This window comes from Parabacteroides sp. KHUB-03 (assembly GCF_056640975.1).
The window spans coordinates 17392-42027 of sequence record NZ_CM153257.1; the positions used below are offsets into that span (position 1 = coordinate 17392).

At 38.8% G+C, this 24636-nt stretch carries 22 protein-coding genes; 21 read left to right on the plus strand and 1 reads right to left on the minus strand.

Annotated elements, in window-relative coordinates; translation table 11 throughout:
- Positions 1-18 precede the first annotated feature (18 nt).
- Positions 19-1596: an L-aspartate oxidase gene (gene nadB, locus ACYIB7_RS00080; protein WP_103982845.1), complete on the minus strand. Its 1578-nt coding sequence runs from the start codon at positions 1594-1596 to the stop codon at positions 19-21.
- Positions 1597-1751: 155 nt separating this feature from the next.
- Here nadB and ACYIB7_RS00085 point away from each other — a divergent pair, with 155 nt between their 5' ends.
- From ACYIB7_RS00085 to ACYIB7_RS00185, 21 genes are all read left to right on the plus strand, one after another.
- Positions 1752-2459 carry a TapB family protein gene (locus tag ACYIB7_RS00085; RefSeq protein ID WP_480337708.1) on the plus strand — a complete coding sequence of 236 codons (708 nt, stop codon included), beginning with the start codon at positions 1752-1754 and terminating at the stop codon, positions 2457-2459.
- 143 nt (positions 2460-2602) lie between these two features.
- The gene (locus ACYIB7_RS00090) at positions 2603-3019 is read left to right on the plus strand and encodes a hypothetical protein (protein WP_103982843.1); all 417 of its coding nucleotides are present in this window, start codon (positions 2603-2605) and stop codon (positions 3017-3019) included.
- A gap of 36 nt (positions 3020-3055) precedes the next feature.
- Positions 3056-3472 carry a PH domain-containing protein gene (locus tag ACYIB7_RS00095; protein ID WP_103982842.1) on the plus strand — a complete coding sequence of 139 codons (417 nt, stop codon included), beginning with the start codon at positions 3056-3058 and terminating at the stop codon, positions 3470-3472.
- A 56-nt stretch (positions 3473-3528) separates the two neighbouring features.
- Positions 3529-4875: a dihydrolipoyl dehydrogenase gene (gene lpdA / locus ACYIB7_RS00100; protein WP_480337709.1), complete on the plus strand. Its 1347-nt coding sequence runs from the start codon at positions 3529-3531 to the stop codon at positions 4873-4875.
- 308 nt (positions 4876-5183) lie between these two features.
- Positions 5184-6533: a threonine/serine exporter family protein gene (locus ACYIB7_RS00105; protein ID WP_480338488.1), complete on the plus strand. Its 1350-nt coding sequence runs from the start codon at positions 5184-5186 to the stop codon at positions 6531-6533.
- A 134-nt stretch (positions 6534-6667) separates the two neighbouring features.
- On the plus strand, positions 6668-7324 hold the full coding sequence (locus tag ACYIB7_RS00110) for a DUF4271 domain-containing protein (protein WP_233202163.1): 657 nt from the start codon (positions 6668-6670) through the stop codon (positions 7322-7324).
- On the plus strand, positions 7321-8079 hold the full coding sequence (locus tag ACYIB7_RS00115; RefSeq protein WP_199163421.1) for a uroporphyrinogen-III synthase: 759 nt from the start codon (positions 7321-7323) through the stop codon (positions 8077-8079). The genes ACYIB7_RS00110 and ACYIB7_RS00115 overlap by 4 nt, the downstream gene beginning before the upstream one ends.
- Positions 8079-8462 (plus strand): ribonuclease P protein component, encoded by a 384-nt coding sequence (gene rnpA / locus ACYIB7_RS00120; RefSeq protein ID WP_099464891.1) that lies wholly within the window; start codon positions 8079-8081, stop codon positions 8460-8462. The genes ACYIB7_RS00115 and rnpA overlap by 1 nt, the downstream gene beginning before the upstream one ends.
- A 1-nt stretch (position 8463) precedes the next feature.
- Positions 8464-8685, plus strand: a complete 222-nt coding sequence (gene yidD, locus ACYIB7_RS00125) for a membrane protein insertion efficiency factor YidD (protein WP_103982839.1) — start codon at positions 8464-8466, stop codon at positions 8683-8685.
- A 1-nt stretch (position 8686) separates the two neighbouring features.
- Positions 8687-9349 (plus strand): TatD family hydrolase, encoded by a 663-nt coding sequence (locus ACYIB7_RS00130; protein WP_480337710.1) that lies wholly within the window; start codon positions 8687-8689, stop codon positions 9347-9349.
- A 100-nt stretch (positions 9350-9449) separates the two neighbouring features.
- The gene (gene tyrS / locus ACYIB7_RS00135) at positions 9450-10742 is read left to right on the plus strand and encodes a tyrosine--tRNA ligase (RefSeq protein WP_099464813.1); all 1293 of its coding nucleotides are present in this window, start codon (positions 9450-9452) and stop codon (positions 10740-10742) included.
- A 320-nt stretch (positions 10743-11062) separates the two neighbouring features.
- Positions 11063-11275: a hypothetical protein gene (locus ACYIB7_RS00140; protein WP_103982837.1), complete on the plus strand. Its 213-nt coding sequence runs from the start codon at positions 11063-11065 to the stop codon at positions 11273-11275.
- Positions 11276-11585: 310 nt separating this feature from the next.
- The gene (locus tag ACYIB7_RS00145) at positions 11586-12512 is read left to right on the plus strand and encodes a ligand-binding sensor domain-containing protein (protein ID WP_103982836.1); all 927 of its coding nucleotides are present in this window, start codon (positions 11586-11588) and stop codon (positions 12510-12512) included.
- Positions 12513-12520: 8 nt separating this feature from the next.
- On the plus strand, positions 12521-13573 hold the full coding sequence (locus ACYIB7_RS00150; RefSeq protein WP_103982835.1) for a DUF4434 domain-containing protein: 1053 nt from the start codon (positions 12521-12523) through the stop codon (positions 13571-13573).
- Between the two features lie 24 nt (positions 13574-13597).
- Positions 13598-14158 (plus strand): RNA polymerase sigma factor, encoded by a 561-nt coding sequence (locus ACYIB7_RS00155; RefSeq protein ID WP_103982834.1) that lies wholly within the window; start codon positions 13598-13600, stop codon positions 14156-14158.
- A gap of 116 nt (positions 14159-14274) precedes the next feature.
- Positions 14275-15372 carry a FecR family protein gene (locus ACYIB7_RS00160; RefSeq protein ID WP_480337711.1) on the plus strand — a complete coding sequence of 366 codons (1098 nt, stop codon included), beginning with the start codon at positions 14275-14277 and terminating at the stop codon, positions 15370-15372.
- Positions 15373-15525: 153 nt separating this feature from the next.
- Positions 15526-18948 (plus strand): SusC/RagA family TonB-linked outer membrane protein, encoded by a 3423-nt coding sequence (locus tag ACYIB7_RS00165; protein ID WP_103982832.1) that lies wholly within the window; start codon positions 15526-15528, stop codon positions 18946-18948.
- A 30-nt stretch (positions 18949-18978) separates the two neighbouring features.
- The gene (locus ACYIB7_RS00170; RefSeq protein WP_103982831.1) at positions 18979-20628 is read left to right on the plus strand and encodes a SusD/RagB family nutrient-binding outer membrane lipoprotein; all 1650 of its coding nucleotides are present in this window, start codon (positions 18979-18981) and stop codon (positions 20626-20628) included.
- A 280-nt stretch (positions 20629-20908) separates the two neighbouring features.
- Positions 20909-22195, plus strand: coding sequence for a 3-keto-disaccharide hydrolase (locus ACYIB7_RS00175; protein ID WP_480337713.1), 1287 nt, complete (start codon positions 20909-20911; stop codon positions 22193-22195).
- 30 nt (positions 22196-22225) lie between these two features.
- Positions 22226-23740: a Gfo/Idh/MocA family oxidoreductase gene (locus ACYIB7_RS00180; protein ID WP_103982829.1), complete on the plus strand. Its 1515-nt coding sequence runs from the start codon at positions 22226-22228 to the stop codon at positions 23738-23740.
- A 21-nt stretch (positions 23741-23761) separates the two neighbouring features.
- Positions 23762-24616, plus strand: a complete 855-nt coding sequence (locus tag ACYIB7_RS00185; protein WP_103982828.1) for a sugar phosphate isomerase/epimerase family protein — start codon at positions 23762-23764, stop codon at positions 24614-24616.
- The last annotated feature ends 20 nt before the right edge of the window (positions 24617-24636 follow it).

The following is a 24636-nucleotide window of genomic DNA, read 5'->3' on the forward strand; positions in this document are numbered from 1 at the left end:
TTATTTTAGAACGGATATTTAGCTTTTCTTTGTTGGTGGATAATCTAACGTATAATGTAGGCCACGGCTTTCTTTGCGATCGATAGCCTGACGCATGATCAGATACCCCACATTAATCATGTTACGCAGTTCACAGATATCTTTGGATGCAACGGAACGTTTAAATAAACTTTCTGTTTCTTCGTAGATAATATCCAGACGATCCCATGCACGTTTCAAACGAAGATCGGAACGAACGATACCTACGTATGTACTCATTATTTGTCCTACTTCTCTTATACTTTGGGTTATAAGTACCATTTCTTCGGGAGAACGGGTTCCTTCATCGTTCCAGGTTGGAATATCTTCCTGATAATTTAGTGAGTCAACAATACTTAAACTATGCTTTGCCGCTGCATCAGCATATACAACAGCTTCTATTAAAGAATTAGAAGCAAGTCGGTTTCCGCCATGCAAACCTGTGCACGAACATTCTCCGACAGCATAAAGCCTATTAATGGATGAACGGGCATCCAAATCTACTTTAATACCGCCGCATAAATAATGGGCCGCCGGTGCTACCGGAATATAGTCTTTGGTTATATCAATACCTAAGCTCAGGCATTTTTCGTAGATGTTAGGAAAATGTTTCTTTGTTTCTTCCGGATCTTTATGAGTTACATCCAGGTAAACATGGTCGTCTCCACGGTTTTTCATTTCGTTGTCAATTGCACGGGCTACGATGTCGCGTGGAGCCAGGGAAAGGCGTTTATCGTATTTCTGCATAAATTCTTTTCCGTCTAATGTACGGAGCACACCGCCATATCCACGCATAGCTTCGGTGATTAAGAAAGACGGACGGTCGCCCGGATGATACAATGCCGTAGGATGGAATTGTACAAACTCCATATCCTTTACAGTTCCTTTGGCACGGTAAACCATAGCTATGCCATCACCGGTTGCTACCATAGGATTAGTCGTAGTCTGATATACAGCTCCTATACCACCGGTAGCCATCAAGGTTATTTTAGACAGGAAAGTATCGATCTTTCCTGTTTTCAGATCCATGATATAGGCTCCATAGCATTGGATATCCGGTGTTTGACGGGTAACATTAACCCCCAGATGATGCTGGGTTAATATTTCAATGGCAAAATGATTTTCGAATACGGTAATATTCGGGTGCTGCTGAACTGCTTTTATCAAACTATCTTGTATCTCAGCTCCGGTATTGTCTTTGTGGTGGAGAATACGAAATTCTGAATGGCCTCCTTCCCTGTGCAGGTCGAAGTTTCCTTTTTCATCCTTGTCGAAATCTACTCCCCAACTGATAAGTTCTTTGATTTGTTGAGGCGCGTCTCGAACGACTTTCTCTACAGCACCCCGGTCGCTTAACCAGTCGCCGGCAATCATGGTGTCTTCAATATGCTTTTCGAAGTTGTCTACAATCAGGTTTGTAACAGAGGCTACACCTCCTTGTGCAAAATATGTATTGGCTTCTTCAAGGCCGGATTTACAAACAAGGGCTACTTTTTTTCCTTTACTCGCAACTTTAAGCGCGAAACTCATTCCGGCAATACCGGAACCTATTACTAAGAAATCAAATCGTTGTACCATCGTCCATATTGTTTAGGCTCACAAAGTTAGAAATTAACTCAGGATAAGGCACCTTTTCTTTGGATATTTTAAACTTATGGCTTTGAACATTCGCTCTCTTTTTGTGTTCTATAACCGTCATGTGACTAGTAATTAATCATTTAATATATTGTAGTATGAATGTAAAAGTATTATTCGCCACTTTATTTTCAATGCTTGGAGCAGGAACAATAATGGCTCAGGATTGTACATTTTTCTTTCCCCAGACACAAGGAACTGTTCTGGTGCGTAAAGGATATGATGCAAAAGGAAATTTACAAACTATAATGACTTATAAAGTAGATGAAGTCGAAGCGATTCCTTCGGGTACGCAGGTAGAGGCTGATTATGTATTTACAAACCCTGCCGGAACAGTTGTAAACAAAGGGGATGTGGAGGCTTATTGCCAGAATGGTGAGTTCTTTATGGATATGAAACAGGTTTTGTCATATCCTGGAGTGGTTTCAGAAATGAATACGGATGTGGATATTACTGATAATTTTGTGAATTACCCAAATACGTTTGTCCCAAGTTTCAATAGCGACGATGTGTACATGGATAATGCTTCGGTAAAGATATACGATAAAAAGAACCGTAAAAACCGTCGTGATGTCAATATTTACGATCGCGAATATATGACTAACGAAAGCATTACTACTCCTGCCGGAACATTCGATTGTGCAAAAGTAAAATATAAAATGAACAGCCGTTCGCCAAAAAGCAAAGAGGTAATTACTGGTTACGGATATGAATGGTATGCTCCTAATGTTGGTTTGGTGCGTACCGAACAGTACGATAAAAACAATGTTCTCCAATCTTATACTGTCCTGGAAGAATTAAAATAAAGGTGACTTACAATCTTACGTTGTATAAACCGGTTTAAGTGGATACGCTGTTGCTGAAAAGTGACAGCGTATTTTCGTATAGCCTTTCAAATCGTATGGCCGTAAAAGTGTTACTGGGATATTGAAACTGAAGAGCTGAAAATATGGAAGGTTTGCTGACATTTTATATTAAACTATACTTGAATGTTCCGTTTCAGATATCCAGGAAACATAAAGATTCATCTGGAGAAGAATATATCAAACACAATTGGGAAAGAAAGAATGTATATGGCGTAGGCGCCGGATATGACTATAATATACCTATTTATTCTCATCTTTCCGGCTTTATAGGTATCGGTTTTAAATATACCCATTTTAAGAATAAGGTATCTGGAAGTGCAAATTCAACTGACAAATTGCCTTCTGATTTTCAAACTAAAGCGTATTGGGAATCTTCTGTCAATAAAAATGCTTATTCCTTATTACCCTCAGTTGGTATTCGCTATTCAATAGGCCATTGGGAAGCTGAAGTAAAATATAAGTTGTATTTGCCAGCCTGTTTATTTATAGGCTTTATATGAATCTTTTTCGTTATCTTGCGCCAAATTTGAGGAAAGATGGATAGAGTATTTAAATCAAAAGTTGGTTGGTGGTTTCATTTGGGACTGTTAATTATAATAGCCGTTTGCATCAGGGCGTTTCTGAGTACGAATGTTGCCGGTATGATTGTCGGATTGTTAACTTGTATGTTATTAATACACATGTTGCTTAATACGTGGTATAAAATAACGGAAGACGGACAACTGGTAGTACATTGCAGCATTTTTCCCGAAAAACGTATTGCTGTTTCGGATATAACAGCCGTAGAGACAACTGTGATGCCGGTTTCCAGTTATGCTCTTTCTCTTGACCGCCTTATTATTTATAAAAACGGTTTCCAATGGATGCTGGTTTCTCCAACTAATAAAAAAGAATTTCTAAAATTACTTCGCAAACATAATCCTGATATACAGATCAAGGAGCCTGTGATATAAATCATTTGCATTGCTGAAAGTTAATCCTAATATAAAACTTAATTAAATCTGAAAACATGAAATACGATGTTGCCATAATCGGTGGAGGTCCTGCCGGTTATACGGCTGCCGGAGAAGCGGCTGCAGCGGGTCTTTCTACCGTTCTTTTCGAAAAGAACGCACTGGGAGGTGTTTGTTTGAATGAAGGATGTGTTCCTACAAAAACACTCCTTTATTCGGCTAAAATGTATGATACGATCAAACATGCTTCCAAGTATGCCGTATCTGCTGAAAATCCTTCTTTTGACTTTCCGAAAATAATTGCCCGCAAAAATAAAGTAGTTAAGAAACTGACAGCCGGTATTCGTATGAAGATGACCGGGCATGGAGTTGTTATGGTTGCAGGTGAAGCTGAAATAAAAGGTCGTGCAACTGATGGAACGATTACTATTCTTTGCGGCGAAGATACTTTTGAAGCAACTAATCTGTTAATATGCACGGGTTCTGAAACGGTTATTCCTCCTATTCCCGGGTTGTCTGAAACAGAGTACTGGACAAGTCGTGAGGCGTTGTTATCCAAAGAACTTCCTGCTTCATTGGTCATTATAGGAGGTGGAGTTATCGGTATGGAGTTTGCTTCTTTCTTCAACAGTATGGGTACGGAAGTGCACGTAGTTGAAATGTTGGATAAAATACTTGGTCCGATGGATCGGGAGTTGTCTGAAATGCTACAGGCCGAATATGCAAAACGTGGCATTAAATTCTATTTGAGTCATAAAGTAACAGGTGTACATGGTACGGAAGTTTCTGTTGAAAAAGATGGCGAAACTTTTACATTACATGGCGATAAAGTATTACTAAGTGTGGGGCGTCGTCCGGTGACAAAAGGTTTCGGGCTGGAAACATTAGACGTTGAGCCGTTCCGTAATGGTATTAAAGTAAACCAATATATGCAGACTTCTTTACCGAATGTATATGCGTGTGGCGATATTACGGCATTTTCTTTGTTGGCTCATACGGCAGTGAGCGAAGCAGAAGTTGCAATTAAACATATCTTGGGGAAGGCTGGGGAAGGCATGAGTTACAAGGCCATACCTGGTGTTGTTTATACTAATCCTGAGATTGCAGGTGTAGGTAAGACCGAAGAAGAAGTGCGGTCGGAAGGTATATCTTATATAATAAAAAAGATTCCAATGTCATTTTCCGGCCGTTTTGTAGCAGAAAATGAAATGGGTAATGGTGTTTGCAAATTAGTGCTTCTGGAAGATGAAACGATAGTTGGTGCCCATTTATTAGGTAATCCGGCTTCCGAGTTGATTGTGATTGCCGGTATAGCTATTGAAAAAGGTATGAAGGCCGAAGAATTGAAGTCTATCGTATTCCCTCATCCTACCGTAGGAGAAATAATAAAAGAAGCTTTATAATTTCATCCCGATCTTTTTTGCAAATCATCCCGGTCATTTTTTTAAATCATCGGGATGATTTGTTTTTGGTTTCGATATAAAAAATAGGTTCTTATGTTTTCCTCTTTGTAATCGGCTTCCGAAAAATTCCTATATTTGCTTCCGAATTGATGCCTTGTTTTTATTAGGAAAGACCTTTTACTGCTGGCCGTCTGGCCGGAAAGGTTTATATCTTCGTGGATTAGGACGCAAATGCAAAAAGATTATAGAATTTTTCAAAAAAACATGATGATAAGTCTTTGTAAGATTAAGATAAGATATAGATGAAGATGGAAAGTGATTCTTTGAATGACCAGGAAGTATTTTTATTACGGCGTAAACTAGATCTTTTGCTTCGTACTGGAAAATTACTTATGGAAAGTGCAGCCGACACAAACCGTGTTGAACGGAATATGAAGCGTGTAGCTGCTTTTATGGGTATTCCTGAAGAAAAATTGCATTTGGATATCCGGTGGACGATGATTATTGTAAATGTGAGTGATGACAGGCATTCATTTTCCAAATTCCAGAAATGTGAAAAACATGGTATTAATATGACTACGATTTCACAGGTTAGTAAGTTATCGTGGCATGCAATAGAACATGATTATTCTTTGGATAAATATGAAGAAGAATTGGAAAAAATAGCCTGTCAACCCCGGAATTACACACCCTATCTGGTAGCTATCGGCGCAGGTTTTGCATGTGGAGGCTTTTGTAAATTATTTGGTTGCGACTGGATTGCTTTTCTTTTTGCCTCTATATGTGCTTTTATCGGATTCCGAATACGTGCGCGTTGTATAGAATTTGGTATTAATGTTTACATGAGTATCGCTATTGCAGCCTTTGTTTCTACTTGCCTGGCTTATGCTTCTTCTTATTCCGGATTGTCCGATACACCTTATCATCCGTTATTAGCTTGTGCCTTGTTTATTGTGCCGGGAGTTCCTTTGATTAATTTTGTGGATGATATGATAGATAATCATTTGCTGGTAGGCATCACACGTGCTGCAAATACAGCTATGATGGTGATGGCAATGACTTTCGGTATTGCTTTTGCAATGCGTGTATTGGTAATGAATGATGTTGCAATAGATCATAAATTCAGTGAATTAAGTATGGTCCCTCACGACCCGTATTATATTTATGCAATTGCGGCAGCTATTTCGGCCATGGGATTTTCTATGATATTCAATATACAAAGGCGTTTGTTATGGGTGGTGGCAGTAGGAGGCATCATTGCCGTATGTACACGCAATTTTGTAAATTTTGAATTGGGATATGGTCCTGTAATCGGCTCATTTATGGGTAGTTTTGTGGTTAGCCTTATTGCGGTAAAGGCTGTCCATTGGTTTCATGTGCCTAATCATGTATTGACTATCCCTTCGGTGATTCCAATGATTCCGGGAGTATTGATGTACCGTTCTTTATTGGCATTCATTAATTTACATGGAGTTGTAGGCGAAGTGACCAACGCTTTTTTTAATGGTATTAATTCTGCACTTATCATTCTTTGTATTTCGCTTGGCGTGGCCGTACCCAATATTTTTGCCCGTCGCTATATTGCTAAAGATCGTCAATGCCATTTGCAGGAAGAATTGGAAAAGCGCCGTATGCGTGGCAAATTTATTGAATGGTAGGATTGTATTCCACTTTATTTCATAAAGATTTTATGTAAGTTTGCACCGTAATTTTGAAATAGATGGGAGTATTCGAAGGATATGTTGGTATACGTTTATGGGACGGACAGTTGGTGGATGATGTGATATTTTCCATGCTTCTTCTGCTATTCATAGCGTTTTCCATCGTTTTCCATTCCAATTTCCGTCTATTTATAAAAATGCTGAAAGATATTGTTTTTTTGAAAGAACGACAAAGCCTTTTTGAAAAACCGGTAGGTAGCGAATGGTTTTTTCGTAATTTTATATTGTTTCAGACCTTATTTCTTACCAGCGTTTCACTTTTTGCTATAGCAAGAGTTTATGGGTATATTAACCATTTGAAAGAAAGTACGGTATTGCTTTCTATCGGTGTTATTTTTATAATTCTTTTTTTGTTTTACCAGTTTAAGCAATTTCTTTATTTTTTGTTTGGCAGCGTGTTTGCCGATCCGGTACGTTATAAGCTGTGGAAGACAAATTACAATGCTGTTATGGGAGCATGGGGAGTTTTGCTGTATATTCCGGTTTTGTGGTTGGTCTTTGTGGGAACCCATATTTTTGTTCCTGTAATCTTGTTTGCAATTTTCTATATATTATGTCGTTTTGTAATAATTTATAAGACAATACGGATATTTCACAAGAAAAATTCTGGTTTATTGTATATAAGTTTGTACCTTTGTGGCCAAGAAATTTTACCTTTAATATTCTTGTACAAAGGTATATTTTATTTGTATAATTTTATCGAGACGAGTACTCTATTATGGCATTGAATATTAAAAAAGTGCTGGTGTCACAACCGAAGCCTGCATCAGAGAAATCACCGTATTTCGATATTGCAGAGAAGTATGGTGTGGAAATAGATTTCCGCCCTTTTATCAAGGTTGAACCTTTAAGTTCGAAAGAATTCAGACAGCAAAGAATTTCAATTTTAGATTACAGTGCTGTTATTTTTACAGCCCGTACGGCAATAGATCATTTTTTTCACTTGTGTGAAGAACTGAGAGTTACTATTCCGGAAACGATGAAATATTTTTGTATGACTGAAGCAATTGCAGTTTATCTTCAAAAATATATTGTTTATAGAAAGCGTAAAATATTTTATGGACAAGGCAAGCCGGAAGATTTGGTTACTGTTATTGCTAAACATGCAAAGGAAAAATATCTGATTCCCGTATCAGATGTCCATAAGGAAGATTTATTTTCTATGCTGGAAGTTAAGAAGATTAACTATACAAAGGCAATCATGTATCGTACGGTAAGTAATGATTTTTCAAAAGATGAAAAATTCGATTACGATATGCTGGTGTTTTTCAGCCCTTCCGGAATCTCTTCTTTATTGAAGAATTTTCCGAATTTCAAGCAAGATGATATCAGGATTGGTTGCTTTGGCCCTACAACAGCAAAGGCTGTAAAAGAAGCCGGACTTCGTCTGGATGTGGAAGCGCCTACTCCAGAAGCCCCTTCTATGACAGCAGCATTGGAATTATTCCTGAAAAAAGAGCTAGGTGATAAAAAGAAAGGATGATTACTAACAAAAAGAATACCCTTTCAAAAGAAGAACGCTTGTCATGGAAACGCTACATTGATTTATTATTTGCCCAAGGGCAGTCGTTTGTAGCGTTTCCATTGCGAGTTGTCTATTTGCCCACAGAAGAGGAAATGCCTGTTCCTGTTTCAATAATGGTGAGTGTCCCCAAAAAAAGATTCAAACGTGCTGTAAAACGTAATTTAATAAAACGTCAGGTACGGGAAGCTTATAGAGTTCGCAAATATGATTTGATAGAACCACTTTCCGAAAAAAATAAAAATATGTTGATTGCCTTTCTTTATTTAGATAAAGAAATCCGCCCGTTTACCGATATGGAAAAGGCAATGAATAAAGCATTGGCTATCCTTCGGGATAAATAAAATGAAACGCTTCTTTACAGTCCTTCTTTTGTTGCCGGTTTATTTTTATAAATATTGTATCTCCCCGATGACACCGGCTTCGTGCAGGTTTACTCCTACTTGTTCGGAATATGCTGTACAGGCACTGAAGAAGCACGGACCGGTAAAAGGTTTATATTTGGCGATTAAACGAATACTCCGTTGCCATCCGTGGGGAGGAAGCGGATACGATCCTGTTCCGTAAAATGCAATACTTCGATATACATACACATCAGCCATCTGTCCGTCCGAACGACATTGCAATAGTCAATATCGATTCCTTTCGGAATAAATTTGAGTTTCTTCCGAAAGAAACCGGGATTCCTTCCGAAAGGAACTATTTTTCGTGTGGAATCCATCCCCGGTATATTGATGATGTGGAAAGGCAATTGGATGAGTTGCATAAATATCTTTCCTTACCGGAGGTTGTGTTGTTGGGAGAGGCTGGCTTTGATAAACTGGCACAAGCATCAGTTTTTTTACAACAGGATGTTTTTCTTGCCCAAGCCGATTTGGCTGAAGAACATTGTAAACCGATGATTATCCATTGTGTGAAAGCATGGCAGGAAATAGAGGCGGCAAAAAACAAAATAAAACCTCGGGTGCCGTGGATCATTCATGGATTCCGGGGGAATGATATTTTAGCCACTCAATTGATTCGTCAGGGCTTTTATCTTTCGTTTGGTGAATATTTTAATCTGCAAGCTGTGCGAATGGCCTGGCCTGGACGTCTGTTTGTAGAGACGGACGATAAGCCAGTGGATGTACGTATTGTCTATAAGAAAATTGCGGAAGCCTTATTTATTGAAGAGTCCCGACTTGTTGAGCAGGTGGCGGAAAACGTTGCCCGTTTAGGCTTAATCAAATAATTATCAATAGTCAGTTGCCTATTCTCAATTAAAAAATCTTACCTTTGCCCTCATTCAAATATAAAACAGTATAATAATTAATACGATATAATTTAATACGATGAATTTTGTAGAAGAATTAAAATGGAGGGGCATGATTCATGATATGATGCCCGGAACAGAAGAGCAATTACAAAAAGAGATGACTTCCGCTTATGTTGGTATCGACCCGACTGCAGATTCATTACATATTGGCCACCTTGTAAGTGTGATGATGCTGAAGCATTTTCAACGTGCTGGGCATCGTCCTATCGCTTTGGTCGGAGGTGCGACAGGTATGATTGGCGACCCTTCTATGAAGTCGGCCGAGCGCAATTTGCTGGATGAAGCAACGCTTCGCCATAACCAGAATGCAATCAAAGCGCAGTTGGCTAAATTTCTTGATTTCGACTCTGATGCTCCCAACGCGGCCAAGTTGGTAAATAATTACGACTGGATGAAGGATTATTCTTTCCTTAATTTTATTCGCGATATCGGTAAGCATCTTACTGTTAATTATATGATGGCAAAAGATTCTGTAAAGAAACGTTTGAGTTCGGATTCGAATGTCGGTATGTCGTTTACGGAATTTTCTTACCAGTTGTTGCAAGGATACGACTATCTGTTTTTATATGAACATGAAGGTTGCCGTTTGCAGATGGGAGGCTCTGACCAGTGGGGGAATATCACAACAGGAACGGAATTGATCCGTCGTAAATTGGGCGGTGAGGCTTTTGCCTTAACATGTCCGCTTATTACGAAAGCCGACGGAGGCAAGTTTGGTAAAACTGAATCCGGAAATGTTTGGCTGGACCGTCGTTATACCTCTCCTTACAAATTTTATCAGTTCTGGCTGAATGTAAGTGATGACGATGCCGCAAAATATATCAAGATATTTACGGCTCTGGATAAAGAAGAGATTTCATCTTTAGAAGCAGAGCAGGCAGCAGCTCCTCATTTACGTCCGTTACAAAAACGTCTGGCAAAAGAGGTGACTGTTATGGTTCACTCTTTAGAAGATTATGAAGCGGCTGTAGAGGCTTCTAATATTTTGTTCGGAAACTCCACATCTGAGACTTTAAAGAAACTGGATGAAGATACGTTGTTGGATGTATTTAATGGCGTTCCTCAATTTGAAATATCCCGTGTTGAACTTTCTGCCGGAATCAAGGCTGCGGACTTGTTTACCGAAAAAGCTTCTGTTTTTCCGTCAAAAGGAGAAATGCGTAAATTGGTTCAAAGTGGAGGAGTGAGTTTGAATAAAGAAAAACTTACTGAAGCAGATACTGTAATAGATTGCGGATCATTGCTTGATGATAAGTATCTGCTGGTACAAAGAGGTAAGAAGAATTATTATTTACTCATTGCGAAGTAAATATTATTTAAATATATGATGAAACGTGGCGAAGAAATTTATTCGCCACGTTTTTTATTTCTGTAGAATTACGAACCATTTGTTTTCAACTATTATATAATATAACGGTTCCGTATCTCTGTGTGGAATATTAATGTTCCTCTTTTCTTTGTACGTAGAAGCTATCTGAATAATAATAGTATATTTGTAGTATTAAATAGGTTTGACGAGGCAGTGGCCCCAATCCTGTTTGGTTGTAGGATTTTTTCGTCTATAGCTTTACAGATGGCGGTTCCGTACTTCCGTGGGAGAAATATATCCCGATTTTGTACGGTGGTTTTATGCAATATCTGCAACATGTTAACGAATCTACCCGCCGTACCAGAGTAATAAATCTTACTACGGAACTGATGGACTTTGTTGCTTTTATGTCGCAAAGTAAAAATCAAATTCACAATATAACAGTGTATCTCAACCAGCAAGTTGTGGACCTGGATAAGCTGATAAAGGACTTAGAGGAAGAAAGAAATCTGTTGGTTACGGAAAATGATTGATATGAAATCCAGTCAGAAACGTACTATATGAATAAAGTTCTATAGTAAGAAATTTATTAAAAGACTTGCAGAATAAAATTTTATTGTTACCTTTGCATCGCTTTAGATAAAGCGCCGGATTGTCTCATGGTGTAATGGTAGCACTACAGTTTTTGGTTCTGTCTGTCGAGGTTCGAATCCTCGTGAGACAACAGAAGTAATTTAAAAAGCTCCCCGATAATGAATGTTGTCGGGGAGCTTTTTTATTTTGTCGATTGGAATTATTCTGTATATTTGCAGAATACAGAATTTATTTAGAGAGTAATTATCCATGAAAAAGCTATTCGTAATCCTTTCTTTTTGTCTGTTTGTGTGTCATTTACAAGCTCAATTCACCTCTTTGCAAGTTGTTGAATACAATTCGCCTAAAAATGATGTCCGTTCCATATCTTTTGATAAGGCAGGCAATATGTTTGTGGCAACTTATGCCGGAATTTATAAACAAGTGCCGGAAGGATGGAAACTTCTTTCGGATGAAGATACTTATCTGGAATCGTTTATCGTAGACAAAACAGATAATCTATGGATGTCAGGTTGGGGAAAAGGAGTATATCGCGCTGATAAAGAAACGCAGGTTTTTGAGAAGGTGAAAGGAATACCGACATCGGCTAATGTTTTGTTTGAAGATGCCAAAGGGCGCATCTGGGCAGGAATGTGGCGAGATGGATTAATGATGGGGGATCAGGATAACTGGACAAACTTTACAACGAAGAATTGTAATTTGGCGGATAATTCGATTTTATCCGTTGCATGTGATTCTAATAATAAAATATGGATTGGCACTTATCAGGGATTATCTTCTTATGATGGCAGTCAGTGGTCTTGTTATACTGTAAACAATAGCCGGTTGCCTGATTATATTGTATACGCCCTAGCTACCGGCAAGAATGATCGTGTTTGGGCTGGTACATGCAAAGGCGTTGCTTTATTCAATAAGAAAGGTGTTGTGGAAAAAGTATATGATACATCTAATTCTCCGCTGTCGGATAATGTTGTGATTTCACTTCTTGAGGATAGCAAAGGGCGGCTTTGGGTTGGAACCTGGAGAGGGCTGGATATGTTTGACGGTACACAATGGAAAAGATATACGGTTGAAAATAGTAATCTGCCGGATAATAAAATTCAGGTATTGCAACAACATGGCAATAAATTGTATGTGGGAACAAGTTTGGGTATTTCGGTAATGGATATAAAATAAGAATCAAGATGGATAGACGAAAATTTATATATACAAGCGGACTGGCTCTTGCTTCTGCGTGCATGGCTGGTAAATTACAGGCTTTTGAGTACAAACGCAATTTGGATATAAAGCCTATTATGGGATCCTGGTTCGAGTTTAAGCATCATTCCGAAATAGAAGGGACTTATTGGAATCCGCAGTTTGCTTCTTTTACAGCAGACCAGTGGAAGACTTTGATAAAAGATATCAGTGGGTTGGGAATGGAATACCTGGTGCTGCTTTCGGTAGCAGATAACGGGAAGACCTTATATCCTTCCAAATTACAACCAATGTATGATCTGGCTTGTCCGGACCCGCTGGAAGCCGTATTGAGTGCGGCTGACGAATGTAATGTTAAATTTTTTATAAGTAATGATTTTTGGGCGGATTACCGGGATGTAAATAAAATGATGACCAATAAGGAAGTTGCAATTCTTCGTGCCAAAGGAATGGAAGAAGTTGCAGAAAAATATGGACATCATAAGAGTTTTTACGGTTGGTATTTCCCGAATGAATCGGGGTTATTCCGTACCATTGACGAAACGACGATTACCTATGTAAATGATTGTTCGCGTATGGCCCATGATTTGCTTCCTCATACGACAACGCTTATTGCCCCTTATGGAACTAAATCTATTCGATTAGATGATCAATACGTACGGCAGTTGGAACGGCTGGATGTTGACATTGTGGCTTATCAGGATGAGGTTGGAGTGCGGAAAGCAAAGGCCGGAACGGCTGGTAAGTATTATGAAGCCCTTTATCATGCACACGCCAAAGCTGGTCGGGCACGTTTGTGGGCAGACCTTGAAGTATTCGATTTTGAGGGAGATGTTTATAATAGTCCGCTTATTCCATCTTCTTTTGAAAGGATTCATGCCCAGTTGGCGGATATTTCTCCATTTGTGGAGAATGTTTTAATTTATCAATATTGCGGCTTAATGAGTAAGCCGGGTTCTATTGCTTCGATCGGTCAACCACGTGCTGAAAAGTTATATACTGATTATTCTAATTGGCTTGCCATACAAAAACGGCCTTAAAAGAGAAGATAGAGACAGGGAGAGATGACGCTTTATTCTGATTTAGCGGATATAGAGCTATGGAATTGCTTTTTATCGGGAGATAAGAAGGCTATGGAATATATCTATAGCTTGTATTATAAACCCTTGCTGGCTTATGGCATGAAATTATTGCCTGATTATGAACTGGTAAGGGATTGTGTGCAAGATATGTTTGTCAAGCTGTATATAACTCGTAAAAATCTTTCTTCAACACCACACATAAACTCTTACCTTATCCGTGCATTGCGCAACCGTTTGTATGATGAAATGTCTGTTCATGTGGATAAAATGACGATTGATGATTTGCCCTTCGACTTTGCCGTTGAAGATTTTTTTTTAACTCATTTCCAGGAAAGTGATGATGATTTACTCCAAAGAAAAAAATTACAAATAGCAATAGAAAAATTATCTGCCCGGCAGCGGGAGATTGTTTATTTACGTTTTATCCGTGAACTGGATTATAATGAAATAGGTGATTTTCTGGGAATTAATTATCAGTCGGCAAAAAATCTTATATCACGTACTTTAGTAAAGTTGCGACAATATTATATGGAGGGGAATTGAACGAAATTGACGGTCTGATAAATACTTCTCGTGATTTTTTATAAAACTTTTCTTGTGAATTGAGTACTGATTTGTTAAAATCCCGTTTTCCTTATATAAGAAAAGATAATAGAAGTATGCCTAAAGGTAGACAAAATAAAAAACAACAATTCAGAAACCTTGTTAACCGGATTGTTCCCTTATTTAAACGCTATGAAACAAAAGCGTTTGACAAAGACGAGATTGAGTCGTGGAACGCGATAAGCCAGCGTATAAACGTTTATGAGCGCCGTAATCTGCAAAGACGTATATTGTATTTTACTTCGGCTGCCGCTTGTGTTTTGCTTGTTATTGGGGGAATGTTTTCTAGATTTTCTTCTGAAAAACCTCAAAGTCCAACTTTGGCACAGGTCGTGACAAAGTTGCCAGTTCTTGAAAATTCTTCACTGGAAATTATGTTGGTTACAGCAAATGATCAAAAGTTGAATGTAGAAGATAATACAAATGTAAAATACAATCCGGATGGTAGCATTGTCGTAAATTCGGAAAAGATCGATCAAACGATTGCGAAGAAAAAAGAAAAAACAGTAGTCCCCGTATATAACCAGATTATTGTCCCTAAAGGGAGGAGAACGAATGTAACATTTGCTGATGGTACGCGTATTTATGTTAACTCCGGAACACGTGTTGTTTATCCGGCTGTTTTTGCTAAAGATAAACGTGAAATATATGTGGACGGCGAAATATATCTGGAAGTAAAACATGATGAATCGCGTCCTTTTTATGTAAAAACAGATAATATGGATGTTCGTGTCTTGGGTACTACATTCAACGTATGTGCTTATAATGAAGATATGGAATCTTCCGTTGTTCTGGTTAATGGAAAGGTAGAAGTTGAGACAAAAAAGAATGAAAAAGTAACATTGTCTCCGGATGAATTGTTCAGTATGCAGCCAACGGGAGTCAGCACCCGTAAAGTTGATGCATCCGAATATATTTGTTGGACACAAAATATGATGATATTCAAACACGAACCACTAAGTAAAGTGCTAACCAGGTTATCTCGCTATTATGGCAAAGAGATAGCCTGGGATGCCGATTTGGGTAAAATGACAATCAGTGGAAAACTAGACTTGCGTGATAATGTAGAAGATGTAATGAGTATTGTTACTACGGCTGCCCCACTGACTTTCGCTAATACGGATAATGCCATAACGGTAAAATTGAGGAAATAAATCAAAAGGAAAAATATATGAACTTATAAAAAACAGGATGCTTATGGTGTAGAGTAAAATCGTTAAACCGGATATTTTAGTGTTTGAGTATTATCCGGTCGCATTTGGGTTAACTTTTTGCTAATTATTGTTTAAAGAAATCAACACAAACGTATGAAAAATCATTTTTTATTTAGAGGAAGACTTCCTAAGATTCCCAAATCGGTATGTATGCTTTGCTTGATAGCTAGTTTGGGTACGACTGACGTATTCGCTGCGAATACGTATGCACAGTCAACAACGTTGACTGTACAACTGAATAACAAAACTATTAAAGATGTATTCAGTTATATTGAAAAAAATAGTGAGTTTATTTTTGTTTATCTTGATAATACATTCGATTCCCGCAAATTAGTGAATGTAAATATGCAGGAACAACCGGTAACTGCAATTCTTGATAATCTTTTCAAAGGAACAGATGTCACTTATAAAATTGACAACCGCCAGGTCATAATTTCCCGGAAGGAAGCTTCCGCTGTAACCTCTTCAACCCAGCAGGCAAAAGAAGTATCGGGCGTTATAAAAGATAATACCGGCGAACCTATTATTGGTGCTAATGTCGTTGTAAAAGGAACCACAACAGGTATGATTACTGATTTGGACGGACATTTTGCTATGAAAGTTCCTTCTCAGAATGCTACGTTGGTAATTTCTTATATTGGTTACAAGACACAGGAAATAGCATTAAACGGTCGTAATGTTATTAATATAACAATGGAACCGGAAACAGAGAATCTGGATGAAGTGGTTGTTACTGCTTTAGGTTTGAAGCGTGCTACAAAAGCATTAGGTTATTCAGTTCAGGAACTGAAAGGCGAATCATTGACAGAAGCTCGTGAAAGCAACGTAATGAATAGCTTGAGTGGTAAAATTGCCGGTGTACAGGTTAGCCAGAGTGGTAATGGCGGTATGGGATCCAGCCGTATTGTTATTCGTGGTAATAACTCTTTGGGCGGAAATAACGAACCGTTGGTTGTAGTAGATGGTGTGCCTATTAATAACTTTAACGGAGGTGTAACAACCGGCGGTGAGTGGGGTGTTTCAGATTCAGGAAACGGTTTGTCGGATATAAATCCTGACGATATTGAATCAATTTCCGTGTTGAAAGGTGCTGCCGCTGCTGCACTTTATGGTACACGTGCTGGTAATGGTGTATTGATGATTACAACGAAAAAGGGTGGTACTCAACCGAAAGGTTTAGGTATTACATTAAATTCGAATGTAATGATGGAGCGTCCATTGGTAAAGCCAAAGATGCAGAATGTGTACGGACAAGGTACAAACAATGTATATGATCCGGATGGCAATTATAGCTGGGGACCGAAAATGGATGGCAGCAGTGTAACAGACTGGACTGGCCAGTCTCGTCCATATTCTCCATATGATAATGATATTATGGACTATCTGGGAACAGGGGTTACCACTACTAATACTTTAGAAGCATCTGCAGCTACAGAAAAGGCTACTTTTTTAGGAACAGTATCATATCAACGTATGGATGGTGCTGTGCCAAGTAACTATCAGGATAAATATATTATTAATTTCCGTAATACATTAAACTTGAGTAAAAAACTATCGTTGGATACAAAAGTAAATTATGTAAAGCAGAAAATGTGGAATACTCCTGCTGTTGCTGGTGATCCTACCTCTGTGATGAATAACTATCTGATGATGCCGAGAAGTGTGCATTATTCGGATATGCAGGATCCGTTTAATCCGGATGGCTCTGTTAAGCAGTGGACTTCAAAGGAAATCAATTACGTATTAAATCCGTATTTTACTCCGAACAACGAAAATAATAATCATCGTGACCGTTTTATCGGCTTTATTGCTTTGCAGTATCAGCCAACCGATTGGTTAACTATCAAGTTGCGTCATGGTGAAGATATGTATTGGTCTGGAAGTGAAAGTAAAACGGTTGCTGCTACTCCTTATTCAAAAGATTATAAAGGCCATGGTAATTATAATATAGGTACTTCAAATTTCCGCGAACGTAATACGGATGCTTTGATTACAGCAACACAAGATAACTGGTGGGGATCTAAGTTCTCTGGTAGTGTAAGTGTGGGAGGAAATATGATGTTTACCCAAAACGAGTCATTCAGTGAAAATTCCGGCCGTTTGGCTATTCCGGATTTCTTTGCTATTAGTAACGGAGAGTTGCAGACGGCAACCCATTGGTTAAGCAAGAAAGCTGTAAACTCTATTTATGGATTTGTTCAGTTAAGCTATGGCAATTGGGTGTTCTTGGATGTAACAGGCCGTAATGACTGGTCTTCAACACTACCTCGTGCAAATCGTTCTTTCTTCTACCCGTCAGTTGGTTTAGGCTGGGTTGTTTCTGATATGTTACGTTCTTATGATGTAAATGTTCCGGAATGGCTGTCGTTTGCAAAACTGAGAGGTTCGTATGCGGAAGTAGGTAATGATACAGATCCGTATCGCTTGGCTGCGACTTATGGTATTTTTGATGTTGCGGATGGCATTAAAGGCTCAGAAGTAAACGGAACTATTCCATTGTCTACATTGAAACCGGAAACGATTAAATCTACAGAAGCAGGTTTCGATATTCGGTTCCTGAACAATCGTGTTGGATTAGACTTTACCTGGTATAAGAAAGATGCAACCAATCAAATTTTGACATTACCTATTTCTTCTACAACTGGTAAGACGTCTCGTTTGATCAATGCCGGTAATATTCAGAACAAGGGTATTGAGTTTGTTTTGACAGGAACTCCTGTAAGAACCAAAGATTTTGAATGGAACGTAATAGTTAACTATTCAAAGAATAAAAATAAAATTAAGGAATTACATCCTGAATTGTCTGTTTATGAATTAGGTTCAACAAGCTTTGTGAAGGTTGTTGCTCGCGAAGGAGGTAGCTATGGTGATATTATTGGTTATCGTTACAAACGTGACGATCAGGGACGTAAAATTGTAGATAGTGAAGGACTTCCTGTACTGGAAGCCAATATGGACACTGAAAATCCGGTTGGTAACTATTTACCGAAGTGGACAGGAAGTATGAATAATACATTTACTTACAAAAATATTACATTCAGCTTTATGCTTGATTTACGTGTAGGTGGTGATATCTATATGAATTCGTTATCTCGTGGTGCTGTGTATGGTACAACAGAAATGTCATTGGCCGGACGTGACGAATGGTATGCCGGAACAGGCGGTATTGTTGTGGATGGCGTTACTGAAGACGGACAGGTAAATACGAAAGCTGTAAATCCGCAGGAATATTGGTCACGCGTATCACGCTCAGGAGAAGAGTTCCTTTATGACGGAACTAACTTGCGTTTACGTGAATTGACTTTGGGATATGTTTTTCCAAAACGTATGTTGGCGAAGACTCCGTTTACAAATCTGAAAATAAGTTTTGTAGGACGTAACTTATGGTTGATTAAAAATAATGTTCCGGGATATGATCCTGAATCTTCCTATAGTACCGGTAATGCAAGTGGTATAGAATATGCTTCATTCCCTTCTATGCGTAGTTTCGGTTTTAATCTGAACGTATCTTTCTAATGATGTCAGACTTTATTAAGAATTATCAATATGAAGACTAAAATAAAATCTTATTTACTGATGCTTGTAATGGCAGGAACTTCTGCTTTGACTTCTTGTGAAGGTTTCGACAGCATCAATGAAAATCCAAATGCTCCGACCCCGGAAAAGATTGATCCGGTTTATCTGCTTTCTCCAGTGTTTATCAGGAGCGTTTATAATGTAGACTTATACCAGCGTATTCACAATCTATATGTAGATACTTATGCCCAATATTTCTCTAATGATAAATATTCATCCAACGTATGTGTTCCTAATAATGACTGGACACAGCAGTATTGGGATGCTCATTGGGGATGGATTGCCAACATGAATGAAGTGATTCGTATCTGTAAAGATAATCCGGCACATAATAATCTGGTGCAGGTTGCTCGTATCTGGAAAGTCTGGACATTTGCTCGTGCTACGGATCTGTTCGGTGATATCCCGTATTCAAAGGCTTGTGATGATTCAGGCGAAGCAGCCCCGTATGATACACAAAAAGATATCTATTATGATATGGTGAAAGAACTGGCTGAAGCTTCGGCTGCTCTTAATCCGGACGGCGATAATCTTGGCTCGGGTGATTTGATATTCCAGGGTAATGTAGCCCGTTGGAAATCATTTGCAAACAGCATGCGCCTTCGTTTGGCTATGCGTATGACTGAGGTAGATGCTGCCAAAGCAAAGCAGGAAGCTGAAGCTGCTGTAAAAGCTGATGGCGGCCTGTTATCAGGTATCAATGAGGATGTGAAGATTGTCCGTAAGAATTCTTATTACAAATTCGATTACGGTTATTATAATGCCGTGTCCCATTTGTTTAATGGCGGACGTATGACCATGAGTTATTCTATGCAGAAACTTCTTACAAACTTAGGGGGTATTCCTTTCCCGAAGAAAGATACCTATAAAGAAGTACCTGAATATTGCGATCCGCGCGGCCCTATTTATTTTAACGTAACCAACCAGTATAACGGAGCGGGCGAAGAGTATCGCGGACGTTGGAGAGGTGTTCCTGCCGGTTATACACAGGCTGTCAGTTTGGAACCAAACAATGTAAATAAGAATAATTCCCGCGTGGGTGTTTATTTCGTGGGTAGTACCAAAGAAACGGATGTACCGTTTACTGTAAATATGGACCGCGACCAAACACTGATGTATTATTCTGAAGTATGCTTCCTGCGTGCTGAAGGTGCCGTTCGTGGCTGGGACATGGGGGGTTCTGCTCAGAGCTTTTATGAGGAAGGAATCAAAGCTTCTATGAAAGAAGTGGAGATTGCGGATGATGTAATTGCTAATTATATGCAGTCTACCATGCCTAATTTATATGGAACGACTGTCCCCTTTAATGATACTAAGGGAGAAAATAATACCCAATTGGCAAAAATTATTACGCAGAAATATTTATCAGGTTTCCCGGATAATGGTTGGGAAGCATGGAATGATTATCGTCGTTTAAGTTTGCCTACATTGGATCCGTTTGCTATGCCCGAAGCCGGTTATGTTATTGAGAAAGGCGCAATGGGTTGGAGAGGTTCTTTACGCCGTATTATTTATCCGGCAAGAGAACAGATAGTAAACGAAGCAAATTACAATGAAGCTGTTGCCCGTATAGGTGGTGATAAAACTACAACCCGTATATGGTGGGATGCTCAAAAATAAAAAGTAGTTTGGGTTAATTATAATGGCAGGCCCGGAAGGAAGACAGTACGTCGACCTTCCGGGCTTTTTATAGGCTGAGGGTAATAATTAGGCTTATTTGATTTTTCTGTTAAAAATGATTCTAATATTTAATTATTTAATATCTTTGTTGCAACCGCTGTGTCTGGTTAAAATAATTAAAAAACAAAATAGGCCGTACGTAATATTTTTAATAAGCGTGTCTATCTTAATAGAATGATGAAGTTAGTACCTAAATCGTGAACAATTTAAAAAGACTCAGATGGAAATTGACAGAACACGCACAAATGGATTTTTACTTGTATGTACAATAGCTTTAGGCTTTTTGCTACTATCATGTATGGATGCTGGGCAAAATATATTGACAGAACAGGAAAAAGCGGACGGATGGGAACTCCTTTTCGATGGAAAGACGCTGGACGGATGGAGAGATTATAATGGTACTGCACTTACCGGTCCATGGGAAGTTGTAGATGGAGCTATACGAGCCGATGGCAGAGGAAGTGATGCCAGCGGATATATTGTTACCGATAAACAATATGAAAATTTTGAACTTTCTTGGGACTGGAAAATTTCGAAGGGAGGAAATAGCGGAATGTTGTACCATGTAGTTGAACGTCCTCAGTTTGCCGTACCGTATGTAACCGGACCTGAATATCAATTATTAGATGATGCGAATATTACAGAGCCTTTGGAAGAATGGCAACGTTGTGGCGTTGATTATGCAATGTACCTTCCTGATTTCTCTAAAATAAAGGTAAAGCCTGCCGGAGAATGGAATACTTCAAAAATCGTATTTGATAATGGGCATGTAACTTATTTCATGAATGGTGAAAAAACGATTGAGTTTGACGCCTGGACAGATGACTGGTTCTCCCGTAAAAATAGTGGGAAGTGGGCAAATGCTCCGGAATATGGTTTAGCCCGCAAAGGAGTATTTTGTTTGCAAGATCATGGATATCCGGCATGGTTCCGTAATATTAAGGTTAAAGAACTTCCCCGGAAATCGAAAGAAGTAGATCTTTTTAACGGAGTGGATCTGGCAGGTTGGGATAAGTATGGAACGGAATTATGGTATGTAAAAGATGGATTGCTTATTTGTGCGAGTGGTCCTGATAAGCAATATGGCTATTTGGCAACACGCGAATATTATGATGATTTTGATTTGACTGTCGAATTCAAACAAGAAGCAGATGGTAACTCAGGTATCTTTATCCGTTCTTTTGTAGAACCTGATGTAAAGGTTAATGGATGGCAGGTCGAGGTTGCTCCGAAAGGGCAAGATACAGGAGGCATTTATGAGTCGTATGGTCGTGGTTGGTTGATTCAGATTCCTGATGAGAAAGAAGATATTTTAAAATGTGGCGATTGGAATACAATGCGCATTAAAGTGCAAGGTGATAATGTTCAAACTTGGTTGAATGGTGAAGAAATGGTTAATATCCGCGATGAAAAAATTGGTGCAGGGCAAGGACGTATAGCCTTACAAATTCATGATGGAGGTGGTATAAAAGTACTTTGGCGTAATCTGCATTTAAAAACTTTATAATATAAAATATTACTTTATAATTTAATAGTTATGAAAAACATATCCAGAAGAAATTTCCTCAAGTCGGGTGTTATGGCTGCTGCCGGCCTGACTATTGTACCGGGTTCGGTACTTGGCAAGTCGTTTGGTTATACGGCTCCTAGTGATAAATTGAATATTGCCGGAATAGGTGTAGGTGGTATGGGGCGCCGCAACCTGGCAAATATGAGTACAGAAAACATTGTTGCTCTTTGTGACGTAGATTGGAAGTATGCAGATAAGACTTTCAAAGATTATCCAAATGCAAAACGTTTCAAAGATTGGCGTGTGATGTTTGACGAAATTGGTAATTCTATTGACGCTATTATGGTAGCTACCCCAGACCATACACATGCTGGCGTTACTGCACATGCTATTACTTTAGGAAAACATTGTTATACACAGAAACCTCTTACTCATTCTGTTTACGAGTCACGTTTGCTGACTAAATTGGCAAAGAAATATAAGGTCGCTACTCAGATGGGTAATCAAGGTAACTCATTTGACTGGTGCCGTCAGATTGCAGAGTGGATTCAGTCTGGTGTAATAGGCGAGGTTACAGAAGTACATTGCTGGACTGACCGTCCTATCTGGCCACAGGGGTTAATGAAACCGAGTGAAATTGTAAAGACTCCTAAGACATTGGATTGGGATTTATTTATCGGTCCGGCTCAAAAACGTCCGTATAATCCGGTTTATACACCGTGGAACTGGCGCGGATGGTGGGATTTTGGTACGGGAGCTTTGGGTGATATGGCTTGCCATATTATGGACCCGTTATACTGGGCTTTGGATTTGAAATATCCGACAAGTGTTATCGGTAGTTCTACACTGAGCAACCTTTATTCGCCTCCTCATGCACAGATTGTAACTTATACATTCCCGGCTCGTGCTCCGAAGGGAAATGTTAAAATGCCGGAAGTGAAGGTTTATTGGTATGATGGCGGTTTGATGCCTCCTCGGCCGGAAGAACTGAAAGACGGACAAATGATGGGTGATGAAAATGGTGGTATAATTTTTATTGGAACAAAAGGTAAGATTATGACTGGTTGTTACGGTATGAATCCTACATTGTTACCAGTATCTGATATGGATCATTTCAATCAACCTAAGCCGACCATTGCACGTGTAAAAGGTGGTAATGGTAATATCTGGTCAACTAATGCCCATGAACAAGATTGGATTCGTGCTTGTAAAGAATCTCCGGAAAACAGAACAGAAGCGTCTTCAAATTTCCAGTTCTCCGGTCCGTTTAATGAAATGGTGGTTATGGGTGTTTTGGCTGTTCGCTTATCAGGTCTGCAAGGTTTGCACCGCGAATTGCAGTGGGATGGTGAAAATATGAAATTTACAAATATCTCTCCGACTGACAAGATAAAAATAGTAACGGTAGATGATTTCAAGGTTATTGATGGTGATCCGCGTTTTGATCGTCGTTTTGCTGAATTCAGTGCACAAGATATGGCAAACGAATGGATAAAACATACGTATAATAATGGCTTCTCTTTGCCTGATATGCCGAAGTAAAACTTTTAATAATAAATAATTATGATTGGACGAATTTCTAAGATAATAATTGCCGCTGTTTGTTGTTTGTTGGCATTGCCTTCATTGGCACAAACAAAGGCTGAAAAACAAGGTTGGCGCTTAGGTATACAATCTTATTCATTTCACAAATTCACATTGGTGGAAGCTTTGGATAAGACTCATGAACTAGGTATAAAATGTATTGAGGTGTTTCCCGGACATAAATTAGGAGGTAAATGGGGAGATAAAGTTTTTGATTTTAATCTGGATACTCAGACTCAGAAAGAAATAAAAGAACTGGCAGCCTCTAAGGGAATTAAGATTGTTGGTACAGGAGTTTATATAGCTGATAAACCATCTGATTGGGAAAAGATGTTCAAGTTTGCAAAAGCGATGAATATGGAATTTATCACTTGCGAACCGGCTCTTAAGGATTGGGATTTAGTAGAAAAACTGGCAAAACAGTATAATATTAAAGTTTCAGTCCATAATCACCCGCAACCTTCTGATTATTGGAAGCCAGAGAACTTGTTGAATGCAATTTCAAATCGTAGTAAGTTGTTGGGATCATGTTCTGATGTTGGACACTGGCGTAGAGAAGGTTTGAATCAGATTGATTGCTTGAAACAATTGAAGGGTCGTATAGTCTCATTACATTTTAAGGATATAGCTCCGAAAGTTGAAGGTGAAAAAGAACAGCATGATGTGATTTGGGGAACAGGAATTCTGGATGTAAAGGGAATGCTGAAAGAGTTGAAAAAGCAGAATTTTAAAGGGGTATTCTCTATTGAATATGAATACAACTGGGATAATTCGGTTCCTGATATTAAAGAATGTATCAAGTATTTCAACAAAACTGCCGATGAGATCTTATAAGTGGATAGGCATAGGTTAAT